The following is a 13,134-nucleotide window of genomic DNA, read 5'->3' as shown; positions in this document are numbered from 1 at the left end:
GGCTCTGCTGGAAGCTCCCGGGGACGACCGGCCCCACACGGGAGGACACATGGTGAGCGACGGTTCGGCACGACGGAGTACCGGCGGCAGAGGCGACGGCACGGACGGACGGCGCGGGCTGAGCCGCAAGGCGTTCCTCCGCGCGACCGCCGGGGCGGCCCTCGGCGGCGCGGCGGCACTGGGCACGGCGGGCGGCGCCCACGCCGCCACCCAGGCGTTGCAGGTCACCAAGATCAAGGACCTGACCGGCCCCGGACTGACCACACGGTTCCGGATGGAGGCCACCGACCTCGGCATCCCGGCGCGGACGCCCGACGGACGGACGCTGTTCGTCTTCGGCGACACCTTCGAGCAGGCCCGCGTCGGCGGCGGCTGGTGGCGCTCGCCCGTCGCGCTGTGGTCGGAGACCACCGACCTCGACGCCGGGGTGACCTGGTCCGGCGCCCACGGAGGCGCGGCCGCCGAACAGTTGTGGTTCTACGAGCACAACAACCCGGTGTTCTCCACGGTGCTGCCCTCCGACGTGATCACCATCGGCGGCACCATGTACCTGCACGCCATGGTCAACAAGGGCCTCGGCAACGTCGTGTGGACGGAGATCTGGCGCTCCGACGACTCCGGTGCGAGCTGGCAGCACACCGGCGCGAAGTTCCCCGCGAACCACGCCGGGGGACTGTTCCAGCTGCTGACCTGGGGCCGGGGGAACGACGGCTACGTGTACGTCTTCTCGACGGGCTTCCAGCGCGACAAGCCGCTGATCCTGCACCGGGTGCGGGAGGACCGCCTCACCGACCTCGCGGCGTACGAGCCGTGGGGCTGGCGGGACGGCGTGTGGGCGTGGGGCCACGCGCCGACGCCGGTGCTGGAGGGCCGGTTCGGCGAGCTGTGCCTGCGTCCGCTGGGCGGCAAGTGGCTGCTCACCTGGTTCAACGCCGGCGACTACCGCATCGACGGCATCCTCATGGACTACCCGACCTCCAACCTCCACACCGCGCACCGCCGCACCCTGGTGTGGGGCGGTCAGTGGGGCCAGGAGGACGACGCGCACGTGGCCCAGCTCTACGGCGGCTACGTCATCCCCGGCTCGACGCTCACCGACCTCCACCTGGCCGTCAGCCAGTGGAACACCGCGCAGGGCTGGCCGTACCGGGTGATGCAGCACCGGGTGCGCGGCTTCGTGTGAGAGACGCGCGGAGGGGCGCGGCGCAAGGGCGCGCGGAGGGGCGCGGCGTGCCCCGGCGCCGTGTGCGGGGCGTGGTGCGCGCGGTGCCGGGCCCCGGCGGGCGGGCCGGTCGCGGCAGAGTGTGGGGAACCGGCCAGTTTCGCGGTTTCCCTTCCCTCTCCGGCTCCCCGCCGTAGGGTGGACCCTTGTGCACCGCGCCGATGGGGGTCGGCGGGTGCGTTCGTCAGGGGGCGAGACAACCGGGGGCGTCACCCGGGCACGGGAGAGCGGCGGTACGTGAGACCGGCGGCGGCCGGGGTGTCGCCGTGTCCTCGTACCGGGTGACGCGTCCGCACCGTCATGGGGGCGACACATGCAACGGATCCGTGTCCTGGTGGTCGACGATCACCGGATCTTCGCCGAGTCCTTGGCCGCGGCGCTGGCCGCCGAGCAGGACGTCGAGGTGACCGCGGTGGGCAGCGGCGCGGCAGCCGTACACACTCTCGAGCGCGGCGCGGCCGAAGGGCGCCGTTTCGCCGTGCTGCTGGTCGACGCGTACCTGAGCGGCCCCGGACCCGCCCCGCCCGCGGACGAGCCGTCGTCCGCCGCCCCGCCACCGCCCGAACCTTCCGGGGCCGCATCGCCGCCGCTGGCGATTCCGTCGCCGCGCAGCGAACTCACGCCCGGTCAGCTCGCCGGCGGCCGGGACGGGTCGCCCGGCGCCGGACCGGGCTCCGCCGCCGCGGGCCCGGGCGGCCTGACGCTGCTGGCCCGGATGCGCACCGCCCATCCCGGGCTGCGCGCGGTCGTCCTCGCCGAACGCGACGATCCCGCCGTGGCCGCCGCCGCCCTCCAGGCGGGCGCCTGCGGCTGGGTTGCCAAGGACAGTTCGCTGAGCCGCCTGCTGCACGTGGTGCGCGGCGTGCTCAAGGGGGAGACGCATCTGCCGCCGCTGCTCCTCACCGGCGTGCTGGAGGAGCTGACCGCGTCGCGCGAGCACCGCTCGGAGAGCGAACGGCTGGTCCATGCGCTGACGCCCCGTGAATACGAGGTGCTGCGGTGCATGGTGGCCGGGCTGGGCCGCAAGGCCGTGGCCGAACGGCTCTACCTCTCCCCGCACACGGTGCGCACCCACATGCAGAACGTGCTGGGCAAGCTGGGCGTCCACTCCACTCTCGCCGCCGTCGCCCTGGCCCGCCGCGCCGGCGTGCCGCCGGTCGGCCCGGGCGCGGTGGATTCCTGACGGCACCCGGCGGCACGGTGCCTGCCGGGCCGCTGCCGGGGAGCGCGGCTCAGATCGGCGTGTTGTCGAAGGGGGCGGTGAGCTGGCGGAGGAGGTCGGCGAGTTCGCCGCGCTGGGTGTGGGACAGCTCCACCAGGATCGCCCGCTCCTGGTCCAGCAGGCCGGCCAGCGCGCCGTCCGCCCGGTGGCGGCCGTCGGCGGTCAGGCGCACCAGGACCCCGCGCCGGTCGCTGGGGTCGGGCAGCCGCTCGACGAGGCCCTTCTTGGCGAGCCGGTCGATGCGGTTGGTCATGGTGCCGGACGTGACCAGCGTCTGGGTGAGCAGCTGGCCGGGGGACAGCTGGTAGGGCGTGCCCGCGCGCCGCAGCGCCGTCAGCACGTCGAACTCCCACGGCTCCAGGCCGTGTTCCGCGAACGCGATCCGCCGTGCCCGGTCCAGGTGGCGGGCGAGCCTGCTGACGCGGCTGAGCACCTCCAGCGGTTCCACGTCGAGGTCCGGGCGCTCCCGGCGCCATGCTGAAACCAGTCGGTCGACCTCGTCCTCCATGGAGATCAGTGTAGTAGTTCTGTCGACGTGAAGTCTCTTGACGTCGAGATAGTTGGGGTGGATGATCGCCTCATGGAGACGCCGGACGCCCAGGAAGCCCGAGCCGTCCCGGACTGGGACCCCGCGCAGTACGCCCGCTACGCGGACCACCGCACCCGCCCGCTGCGGGACCTCCTCGCCCGTGTGCCCGACCCTCCCCCCAGGCGCGGCGAGGTGCCTCGCGTCGCCGACCTCGGCTGCGGCCCGGGCGCGCCGACCGCTCTCCTCGCCGAGCGGTGGCCCACCGCGCACCTCACCGGCTACGACAGCTCGCCGGCCATGCTGGCACGGGCGGCGGCCCACGCCGGACCGACCGCGGGCGGCGGCACGCTCGGTTTCGTCCACGCCGACCTCGCCGACTGGCGCCCCGCCCAGCCGCACGACGTCCTCTTCTCCAACGCCGCCCTCCAGTGGTGGCCGGGCCACCCCGAAGCCCTCCCCGCCTACGTCGACGCCCTCGTCCCCGGCGGCACGCTGGCCTTCCAGGTCCCCGGCAACTTCGACGCCCCCAGCCACGTCCTGCTGCACGAACTGCGCAACACCCCGCGCTGGCGCGACCGCCTCGGCGCTCCCGCGCGCACCGACGCGGTCCTGCAGCCCGCCGCATACGCCGCCGCCCTGGCGCCGCTCGGCTGCGAGGTCGACGCCTGGGAGACCACGTACGTGCAGATCCTGCACGGCGAGGACGCGGTGCTGGAATGGACGAAGGGCACCGCACTGCGGCCGGTGCTCGGCCGGCTCGCCGACGACCCGCAGGCGCGCGACGCCTTCCTCGCCGAGTACGCCGCCGCGCTCCGCGACGCCTACCCGCCCACCCCGCACGGCACCCTCTTCCCCTTCCGCCGCGTCTTCGTCGTGGCGGTCCGCCGATGACCGCCTTCGCCCTGGACGCACTCGACCACGTGCAGCTCGCCCTGCCGCCGGGCGGCGAGGAGGCGGCACACGCGTACTACACCGGCGTCCTCGGCATGCCGGAGAAGCCCAAGCCCGCCGCCCTCGCCGCGCGGGGCGGCTGCTGGTTCCGGAGCGGCGCCGTCGAACTGCACCTCGGCGTCGAGCAGGGCTTCCTCCCCGCCCGCACGGCCCACCCCGGCATCCGGATCCGCGGCCTCGACGCCCTCGCCGCGCGGCTGACGGCGTACGGCGCCCCGGTGACCTGGGACGCCGCGATCCCCGGCCGCCGCCGCTTCCACACCACGGACCCCTTCGGCAACCGCCTCGAATTCCTCGAAGACACCTGACCGCCGAACCGTCGACGCGTCCGCCGAGACCTCGAAAGAGTGACAAGAGCCCCGGAAGCCGGTCAGGACTTGCGGTGGCCGATGAGGCGGGGCTTCTGCTCCATGCCGTGCAGGCCGTGCCAGGCGAGGTTGACCAGGTGGGCGGCGACCTCGGCCTTCTTCGGCTTGCGGACGTTCAGCCACCACTGCCCGGTGAGCGCCACCATGCCCACCAGGGCCTGCGCGTACAGCGGCGACAGCTTCGGGTCGAAGCCGCGCATCTTGAACTCGCGGCCCAGGATGTCCTCGACCTGGGTGGCGATGTCGCTGATCAGCGAGGCGAAGGTGCCGGTGGACTGCGCGACGGGCGAGTCGCGCACCAGGATGCGGAAGCCGTCGGTGTACTGCTCGATGTAGTCCAGCAGCGCGAACGCCGCCTGCTCCAGCAACTCCCGCGGGTGGCCACCGGTCAGCGCGCCCGTCACCATGTCGAGGAGCTGCCGCATCTCGCGGTCCACGACCACCGCGTACAGGCCCTCCTTGCCGCCGAAGTGCTCGTAGACGACCGGCTTGGACACCCCCGCCTTGTGCGCGATCTCCTCCACCGACGTCGCTTCGAACCCGCGCTCGGCGAACAGCGAGCGCCCGATGTCGAGCAACTGCTCCCGGCGCTCCTTGCCCGTCATGCGTCTGCGGGCCCGCCGGGAGGTCGGAGCCGCGCCCGGCTTGGGGGATATGTCCTGCGGGTTGACGTGGTTCGCGCGGTCGTCGGTCGGCACGGACACCATCATGCCGCTTCGGCGGCACGCTCCTGGCGGCGGGAGTCGATTCGGTCCGGCTTGGGCCAGCGCACGTCGTACGCCCAGCCCAGCTGTTCGAACCAGCGGATGATCCGCGCGCTGGAGTCCAGCTGCCCGCGCAGCACGCCGTGACGTGCGCACGTCGGGTCGGCGTGGTGCAGGTTGTGCCACGACTCGCCGCACGACAGGACCGCCAGCCACCACACGTTGCCCGACTTGTCCCGGGATTTGAACGGCCGCTTGCCGACCGCGTGGCAGATCGAGTTGATCGACCACGTGACGTGGTGCAGCAACGCCACTCGTACGAGTGAACCCCAGAAGAAGGCGGTCAGCGCGCCCTGCCAGGACCAGGTGGCCAGCCCCCCGATCAGCGGCGGCAGCAGCAGCGACACCGCCGTCCACAGCACGAACTGCCGCGAGACCGCCCGGATGGCGGGGTCCCTGACCAGGTCCGGGGCGTACTTCTGCTGGGACGTCTGCTCCTCGTCGAACATCCAGCCCACGTGGGCCCACCACAGGCCCTTCATCAGCGCCGGCACGGTCTCGCCGTACCGCCACGGGGAGTGCGGGTCGCCCTCGGCGTCGGAGAACTTGTGGTGCTTGCGGTGGTCGGCCACCCAGCGCACCAGCGGGCCCTCCACGGCGAGCGAGCCCATCACCGCGAGCGCGATCCTCAGCGGCCGCTTCGCCTTGAACGAGCCGTGCGTGAAATAGCGGTGGAAACCGATCGTGATGCCGTGGCAACCGATGTAGTACATGGCCACGAGCAGCCCCAGGTCCAGCCAGCTCACGCCCCAGCCCCAGACCAGCGGCACCGCCGCGAGCAGCGCGAGGAAGGGGAGGACGATGAAGGCCAGCAGGGCGACCTGCTCGACCGATCGCCGCTGCTCGCCACCCAGCGTGGCGAGCTCGGGGGGCGCGGTGGGGGAAGCCGTTCGGGAGCTCGAATCCTTGTCGAGGACGTCCGGGCCAGGAGTCATGGTGCTGTCCCTCGGGGGAGCGGGGGCGGGGGTCAGAGCGTGCGGGGAGTGGCGGTCCGGGGCCCCGGCGGGGACGACGCCGCCTTCACCACACGCCCCAGCAGGCTACGGAACCGTAACCTACGGCGTCGTAAGTATGGCAGCCCTCAGCGACGGGGCAACAGGGCCGGTGTGCCCACCCAGCGTGACCGGCACCCGGACACCCGCCACGGCCTCCGCGCCCGGCGGCCTATCCTGTACGGCGTCGGACAGCGCGGTCCGTGACCAGCCGGAAGCACACCGGAAAGCCCACCCGCTTGCCAAGGAGCCCGCACCCGTGAGCAGTGCCGACAGCGACACCGCCGGCGACACCACCAGCCGGCCGGAGGAGCCCGACAACCCCGGCAGCCCCGATTTCGCCGACAACGCCGACAACGCCGACAACACAGCCCTGCGTGCCGACATCCGGCGCCTCGGCGACCTGCTCGGCGAGACCCTCGTACGCCAGGAAGGGGCCGAGCTGCTCGATCTCGTCGAGCGCGTCCGCGCCCTCACCCGCAGTGACGGCGAGGCCGCCGCCGCCGCCCTCCTGGGACGCACCGACCTGGAGACCGCCACCAAGCTCGTGCGCGCCTTCTCCATCTACTTCCACCTCGCCAACGTCACCGAGCAGGTGCACCGCGGCCGGGAGCTGCGGGCCCGCCGCGCGGCGGAGGGCGGCCTGCTCTCCCGCACCGCCGACATGCTCAAGGACGCCGATGCCCAGCACCTGCGGGAGACCGCCCGCAACCTCGGCGTCCGGCCCGTCTTCACCGCCCACCCCACCGAAGCCGCCCGCCGGTCCGTCCTCACCAAGCTCCGCAAGATCGCCGAACTGCTCGACGCCGACGAGAACGACCGCCGCCGCACCGACCTGCGCCTCGCCGAGAACATCGACCTGGTCTGGCAGACCGACGAGCTGCGCGTCGCCCGCCCCGAGCCCGCCGACGAGGCCCGCAACGCCGTCTACTACCTCGACGAACTGCACTCCGGCGCCGTCGGCGACGTCCTCGAGGACCTGTCCGCAGAACTCGAACGCGCCGGCGCGCCGCTGCCGCCCGGAAGCCGCCCGCTGACCTTCGGCACCTGGATCGGCGGCGACCGCGACGGCAACCCCAACGTCACCCCCCAGGTCACCTGGGACGTGCTGCTGCTCCAGCACGAGCACGGCATCACCGACGCCCTGCTGCACGTCGACGAACTCCGCGGCGCGCTCTCCAACTCGGTCCGCAACAGCGGCGCCACCGACGAACTGCTCGACTCCCTGGAAGCCGACCTCGAACGGCTCCCCGAGATCAGCCCCCGCTACAAGCGGCTCAACGCCGAGGAGCCCTACCGGCTCAAGGCCACCTGCATCCGGCAGAAGCTCCTCAACACCCGCGACCGGCTCGCCGCCGACGCCCCGCACGCCCCCGGCCGCGACTACCTGGGCACCGGCGAACTCCTCGCCGACCTCACCCTGCTCCAGACCTCGCTGCGCGCACACAAGGGCGGCCTCGTCGCCGACGGTCACCTCGAACGGCTGCTGCGCACCCTCGCCGCGTTCGGCCTCCAGCTGGCCACCATGGACGTCCGCGAGCACGCCGAAGCCCACCACCAGGCACTCGGCCAGCTCTTCGACCGGCTCGGCGAGGAGTCCTGGCGCTACCTCGACATGCCCCGCGACTACCGGCAGAAGCTGCTTGCCAAGGAGTTGCGCTCACGCCGCCCGCTGGCCCCCAGCCCGGCCCCGCTGGACGACGCGGGCGCCCGCACCCTCGGCGTCTTCCAGACCGTCCGCCGCGCCCTGGACACCTTCGGGCCCGAGGTCGTCGAGTCCTACATCCTCTCCATGTGCCAGGGCGCCGACGACGTCTTCGCCGCCGCCGTGCTCGCCCGCGAGGCCGGGCTGATCGACCTGCACGCCGGCTGGGCCCGCATCGGCATCGTCCCGCTGCTGGAGACCACGGACGAGCTGAAGATCGCCGACGAACTGCTCGACGCCATGCTGTCCGACCCCTCCTACCGGCGGCTCGTCGCCCTGCGAGGCGACCGGCAGGAGGTCATGCTCGGCTACTCCGACTCCTCCAAGTTCGGCGGCATCACCACCTCCCAGTGGGAGATCCACCGCGCACAGCGCCGGCTCCGCGACGTCGCCCACCGCCACGGTGTGCGCCTCCGCCTCTTCCACGGCCGCGGCGGCACCGTCGGCCGCGGCGGCGGCCCCACCCACGACGCGATCCTCGCCCAGCCCTGGGGCACCCTCGAAGGCGAGATCAAGGTCACCGAACAGGGCGAGGTCATCTCCGACAAGTACCTGGTGCCGTCCCTGGCCCGCGAGAACCTCGAACTGACCGTCGCGGCCACCCTCCAGGCATCCGCGCTGCACACCGCGCCGCGCCAGTCCGACGAGGCCCTGGCCCGCTGGGACGCCGCCATGGACACCGTCTCCGACGCCGCCCACACCGCGTACCGCGCGCTGGTGCAGGACCCCGACCTGCCCGCGTACTTCTTCGCGTCCACCCCCGTCGATCAGCTCGCCGAACTCCACCTCGGCTCCCGCCCCTCCCGCCGCCCCGACAGCGGCAAGGGACTCGAGGGCCTCCGTGCCATCCCGTGGGTCTTCGGCTGGACGCAGTCCCGGCAGATCGTGCCCGGCTGGTACGGCGTCGGCACCGGCCTGCGCGCCGCCCGGGAGGCCGGCCTCGACACCGTGCTCGACGAGGCCTACGCGCACTGGCACTTCTTCCGCAACTTCCTCTCCAACGTCGAGATGACGCTCGCCAAGACCGACCTGCGGATCGCCCGCCACTACGTCGACACCCTCGTCCCCGGCGAGCTGCGGCACGTCTTCGCCACCATCGAGGCCGAACACGCCCTCACCGTCACCGAGGTGCTCCGCATCACCGGCGAGGACAAGCTGCTCGACGCCGATCCCGTACTCCGGCAGACCTTCCAGATCCGCGACGCCTACCTCGACCCGATCTCCTACCTCCAGGTCGCCCTGCTGGACCGTCAACGGCAGGCCGCCGAAAGGGAGGAGGAGCCCGACCCCGACCTGAGCCGTGCCCTGCTGCTCACCGTCAACGGTGTCGCGGCCGGCCTGCGCAACACTGGTTAACGGGTAGCCAACAGGTCCGTACCGAGGCGCCGTTCACCCCCGGGGTGGGCGGCGCCTCGCCGTGCGGGCGGAGGAGGGACGGGCCCCACCGCACCCGCGGCGACGTGCGCGAACCGTTCGAAAGTGGCAACGTGCTGCAACTCCGCGGGCCTTCAGGACGCCCTCGGTGGCAGGGACCTGCCATGCTTAACAGTTCACTAGGGCGGCCCGGGGTGGCAAGGTCCTGTACTGCCGGGACCACGCAGGAACCGGTGCGGTAGACCGAACCGCGTGACGCCCCGAAGGTCGCCGCCCAGGGCCGACCACCCTGAGCGGCGACCTCCCCCCTCACGCTCTGCCCGTCCGGACGCCGACCAACGCCCGGACGGGCGGAGCAACCACACCCCCGTCCCCCTCCCACCCCACGAACCCCCATCCCCCCGACACACCTCGAGAACCGCCCTCCGCCGGGGCGTCATGGAGGTAGCTGTGAAAGCTCTGGCACTCACCGGAGTCGGCATAGGCCTGTGCGGCGTCGCCGCACTCGCCTCACCCCTGGTGACCCTCGTCCTCGCCGGGGGCCGCACCCGCCCGGCCACCACCACCGGCCCGCTCCTCGACGACCTCGTCGCCGCGGCCGAACGCAGCCGAACCGAACGCAGCCGAACCGACGCCGACAGCCGGCACGACGGCGACAGCGCGAGCGGCCACACCCCACAGCACCGCAGCGGCAGCACCGCGCTCCCGCCCGGCACCGCCGGTACGCCCGGCGCACTGCCCTTCATCCCCGCCCAGCGCACCAGGCGCTGACGGCCGCACACCACGCTGCGCACACCGCGCCGGCACAACGCTCAGGGCGCCGCTCCACGGGGGAGCGGCGCCCTGACGCCTGCCGTGACCTGCCGCGCTCAGCGCCGGTGCGCACGCCCTTCCCGGCGGCGCAGCACCAGATACGTGCCCGCGCCCAGCAGCGACGCCCCGGCCGCAGCCAACGCGCCGGCCGGAACCTCCGAGCCCGTCTCCGCCAGATCCCCGGAACGCGTAGCTCCCGGCGCCTCGGAACGCTCGTCCGAACCGTCCGGCGTGGGCCTCGCGCCCTCGTCCGTCGTGGTTTCCGGGGCGGGCTCGGTGGTGGTGGGCGTCGAGCCCGAGTCGCCGTCCGGGGCCTCCGCGTCCTCTCCACCCGCGCCCGGCTCCGCCGACGCGGACGAAGACGGCGAAGCGGACGCCTGCGGCCCGCCCGCGGTCTCCTCCGCGGACACACCGTCGCAGTCCACCTCGAACGCCCGGTGCCCGCCGCCCTCGCCGTCGGCCCCCCGCCGGTCCCACACCAGCCGGTAGCGGCCTTCGTCCAGCGCCAGATCACCGCTCCGCCCGGAGCCCTCACCGTCCAGCAGCAGCTCACCCGTCTCGGCCACCGTGCCGGAAGCCCGTTCCACGACCTTCCAGCCGACCTGCTGCCGCCCGTCGAAACCCGCCGCGACCAGGAAGAACGAACAGACCCGGCGGTCCTCGCCCGACAACTGCCCACCCGAGGCGGCGTCGTGCATCCGCACCGTGCCGGAACCACCGTGCGGGGACGCGAACGCGGCGGGGACCCACAGCAGCGAAGCCGCTGCGGCAACCGTCACCACGGACGCCGAAGAAAGGGCGCGCATGGGCATACCAACTTCGGGTGAAGAAGAGGGGGCTCGCGAGGGGAATGCGCGAGATACGTGACCGGCACAGCTTCCGGCGCCGCCCGGAATCCGGTCAAGCGGGAACTGTCCCACTGGTCCCCTTACGTCACCACTGCACCATTGGCGAGGCATAACGATCCAGTGTCGAGCCCGCCGACGCCGCCGGCCAACGCCGCCACACCGCCAACACCCCCCGCCACACGCCCCCCTGACGCCACCTCACAAACAGCCGCGAGGGCGCGTCACAACAGTACGAACGCCCCCACCATCACGGCCGCGCCCAGCAGTCCGGCCACCCACCCCGTACGCCGCATCCGCAGCCCGCCCGCCAGCACCAGCGACGCCAACAACAGCCCGCCCGCCAACGGCACCCACGCGAAAAGCACACCGGCGGCATCCGTACGCACCGCCTCCTCACCCTCCGCGAGCCGCGCGACCTCCAGCCGCTCACCGCCGCCGTCCGCAACCTGCGCGGCCACCCACACCCCGTCGCGCCGAGCACCCCCGCCCTCCGGCGAGAACACACCCCGGCAACGCTCCTCGCCGCACCGCTCGACGACCAGCGTCCCCCGCTCGGCCACCCCCGCCCGCATCGCCGGCTGCGCCGCGTCCCACGAGGCCCACGCGCCCGCCACCACCAGCAGCAGCGCCAGCAGCGCCATGAAGGTGTTCTTGAGCACCAGCAGGAGCCCGTACGCGCTCTCACCGGCGCGACGGACGCGGCTGCGTCTCACGGTGCTGTGGGGCATGGCGCGATACTCAGCCATTCCGCCCCCCGGGTCAACCGACTGCCCGAAAGGTGCGCTTATCGAGGAAATGCGCTCACGAATTGTAGGTACTCTGCGCCCGTTCCAGACCATCCGCGATCAACGACTCGACCGAGTCGGCCGCCCGGTCCACGAAATAGTCCAGCTCCTTGCGCTCCGCACCCGAGAAATCACGCAACACGAAATCCGCCACCGCCATACGCCCCGGCGGACGCCCCACCCCGAAACGCACCCGGTGATAGTCCGGACCCAGCGACTTCGTGATCGACTTCAGCCCGTTGTGGCCGTTGTCCCCGCCCCCCAGCTTCAACCGCAGCGCGCCATAGCCGATGTCCAACTCGTCGTGCACCACGACCATCCGCGCAACGGGCACCTTGTAGAAGTCCCGCAGCGCCGTCACCGGCCCACCCGAGACGTTCATGAACGACATCGGCTTCGCCAGCACCACCCGCCGGCTCGACACCCCCGGCGTACCGACCCGCCCCTCACACACCTCTGCACGCGACCGGTGCGCCTTGAACCGGCCGCCCATCCGCTCCGCCAGCAGATCCGCGACCAGGAACCCCACGTTGTGCCGGTTCCCCGCATACTGCGGACCCGGATTCCCCAGCCCCACGATCAGCCACGGCCCCTCCGGCACGGGGCCGCCACCACCGGTGTTCGTCGTCATCGAAGGCCCTCCGCGGCCGTGTAAGAACTCCAGTACGGCGACCGCCGCCCCGCGTGCCCGAGGCACCCGGGACGGCGGCCACCCGACGTCCGGCGAAGCCGCGGACTACTCCGCGGCGGCCTCCGTGCTCTCCGCCTCCGCCGGGGGCTCCTCGCCCTCGGCCTCCTCGTCGGCGGGCTCCTCGATCTGCGGCGCCAGGACCTGGATGACGATGACGTCGTCCTCCACGGCCAGCGAGGTGTTGCCCGGCAGCTTGATGTCCTTGGCCTGCACCGAGTCACCCGCGGCCAGACCCTCGATCGACACCGTCACCGACTCCGGGATGTGCGTCGCCTCGGCCTCGACCGGCAGCGAGTTCAGGCCGTGCTCCAGCACGTGCTGCCCCGGGGCCAGCTCCCCCTCGATGTGGATCGGGACCTCGACGTGGACCTTCTCGCCCTTCTTCACGGTGAGCAGGTCGATGTGCACCAGGAAGCCGCGAATGGCCTCACGCTGCACGGCCTTCGGGATCACCAGCTCCTTCTTGCCCTCGACGTCCAGGTTGATCAGGACGTTCGGGGTCTTCAGGGCCATCATCAGGTCGTAGCTGGGCATCTCGACGTGCACCGGCTCGGCCCCGTGACCGTAGATGACGGCGGGGACCTTCTCCTCGCGGCGCAGACGGCGCGCGGCACCCTTGCCGAACTCGCTGCGGATCTTCGCGGAAAGGTTGACGTCAGCCATGACTGCGCTCCTCGTATGGACATTCCGTTGGACAGGGAGTCACCCGGCCCACGACAGGCCTGCTACGAAGAGCGCGTCGATAACGGAGACCCCACCCGCGCGTCCTTGCGACGACACGCGAACGGCCTCCCTCGCCGAGCAACCCCAGGAGTCTACCCGGCGCGGAAGGCCGCACGAAAATCGATCACCCCCGGCCGGAGCCGGGAC

13 protein-coding genes are annotated in these 13,134 nt (G+C 72.6%); 6 read left to right on the top strand and 7 right to left on the bottom strand.

Annotation, left to right across the window (positions count from 1 at the left end):
- Positions 1-49 precede the first annotated feature (49 nt).
- Together K304_RS0112710 and K304_RS0112705 are read left to right on the top strand one after the other, a co-directional pair.
- Positions 50-1,183 carry a glycoside hydrolase family 183 protein gene (locus tag K304_RS0112710; protein WP_486591646.1) on the top strand — a complete coding sequence of 378 codons (1,134 nt, stop codon included), beginning with the start codon at positions 50-52 and terminating at the stop codon, positions 1,181-1,183.
- Positions 1,184-1,535: 352 nt separating this feature from the next.
- Positions 1,536-2,405, top strand: a complete 870-nt coding sequence (locus K304_RS0112705) for a response regulator transcription factor (protein ID WP_027764064.1) — start codon at positions 1,536-1,538, stop codon at positions 2,403-2,405.
- A gap of 49 nt (positions 2,406-2,454) precedes the next feature.
- Here the strand turns inward: K304_RS0112705 and K304_RS0112700 are convergent, their stop codons facing one another.
- A complete protein-coding gene (locus K304_RS0112700; protein WP_027764063.1) occupies positions 2,455-2,952 on the bottom strand; it encodes a MarR family transcriptional regulator in 498 nt (165 codons plus the stop codon).
- Positions 2,953-3,024: 72 nt separating this feature from the next.
- On the opposite strand from K304_RS0112700, the gene K304_RS0112695 reads away from it, so the two are divergent.
- Both K304_RS0112695 and K304_RS0112690 read left to right on the top strand, forming a co-directional pair.
- Positions 3,025-3,864: a trans-aconitate 2-methyltransferase gene (locus tag K304_RS0112695; RefSeq protein ID WP_027764062.1), complete on the top strand. Its 840-nt coding sequence runs from the start codon at positions 3,025-3,027 to the stop codon at positions 3,862-3,864.
- Positions 3,861-4,232 (top strand): glyoxalase, encoded by a 372-nt coding sequence (locus K304_RS0112690; RefSeq protein ID WP_027764061.1) that lies wholly within the window; start codon positions 3,861-3,863, stop codon positions 4,230-4,232. Before K304_RS0112695 ends, K304_RS0112690 begins: the two co-directional genes overlap by 4 nt.
- A gap of 62 nt (positions 4,233-4,294) precedes the next feature.
- Here K304_RS0112690 and K304_RS0112685 read toward each other — a convergent pair whose 3' ends face one another.
- On the bottom strand, positions 4,295-4,999 hold the full coding sequence (locus K304_RS0112685; protein WP_037790229.1) for a TetR/AcrR family transcriptional regulator: 705 nt from the start codon (positions 4,997-4,999) through the stop codon (positions 4,295-4,297).
- Positions 4,999-5,991 carry an acyl-CoA desaturase gene (locus tag K304_RS0112680; protein WP_027764059.1) on the bottom strand — a complete coding sequence of 331 codons (993 nt, stop codon included), beginning with the start codon at positions 5,989-5,991 and terminating at the stop codon, positions 4,999-5,001. Before K304_RS0112680 ends, K304_RS0112685 begins: the two co-directional genes overlap by 1 nt.
- 316 nt (positions 5,992-6,307) lie before the next feature.
- On the opposite strand from K304_RS0112680, the gene ppc reads away from it, so the two are divergent.
- Both ppc and K304_RS0112670 read left to right on the top strand, forming a co-directional pair.
- Complete coding sequence (ppc, locus tag K304_RS0112675; protein WP_027764058.1) at positions 6,308-9,109, top strand: phosphoenolpyruvate carboxylase; 2,802 nt, start codon at positions 6,308-6,310, stop codon at positions 9,107-9,109.
- Between the two features lie 468 nt (positions 9,110-9,577).
- The gene (locus tag K304_RS0112670; RefSeq protein ID WP_027764057.1) at positions 9,578-9,898 is read left to right on the top strand and encodes a hypothetical protein; all 321 of its coding nucleotides are present in this window, start codon (positions 9,578-9,580) and stop codon (positions 9,896-9,898) included.
- A gap of 98 nt (positions 9,899-9,996) precedes the next feature.
- Here K304_RS0112670 and K304_RS0112665 read toward each other — a convergent pair whose 3' ends face one another.
- From K304_RS0112665 to K304_RS0112650, 4 genes are all read right to left on the bottom strand, one after another.
- Entirely contained in the window at positions 9,997-10,746 is a 750-nt protein-coding gene (locus K304_RS0112665; protein WP_027764056.1) for an LPXTG cell wall anchor domain-containing protein, read from the bottom strand.
- A gap of 263 nt (positions 10,747-11,009) precedes the next feature.
- Positions 11,010-11,516 (bottom strand): hypothetical protein, encoded by a 507-nt coding sequence (locus K304_RS0112660; RefSeq protein WP_027764055.1) that lies wholly within the window; start codon positions 11,514-11,516, stop codon positions 11,010-11,012.
- Positions 11,517-11,589: 73 nt separating this feature from the next.
- Positions 11,590-12,204 (bottom strand): aminoacyl-tRNA hydrolase, encoded by a 615-nt coding sequence (gene pth, locus K304_RS0112655; protein ID WP_037790171.1) that lies wholly within the window; start codon positions 12,202-12,204, stop codon positions 11,590-11,592.
- Positions 12,205-12,309: 105 nt separating this feature from the next.
- Complete coding sequence (locus tag K304_RS0112650; protein WP_027764053.1) at positions 12,310-12,927, bottom strand: 50S ribosomal protein L25/general stress protein Ctc; 618 nt, start codon at positions 12,925-12,927, stop codon at positions 12,310-12,312.
- Between the last annotated feature and the right edge of the window lie 207 nt (positions 12,928-13,134).

Source organism: Streptomyces sp. CNS606 (genome assembly GCF_000426325.1).
The sequence above is the reverse complement of the archived record's forward strand: the minus strand, read 5'-3'. Positions and strand labels throughout refer to the sequence as shown.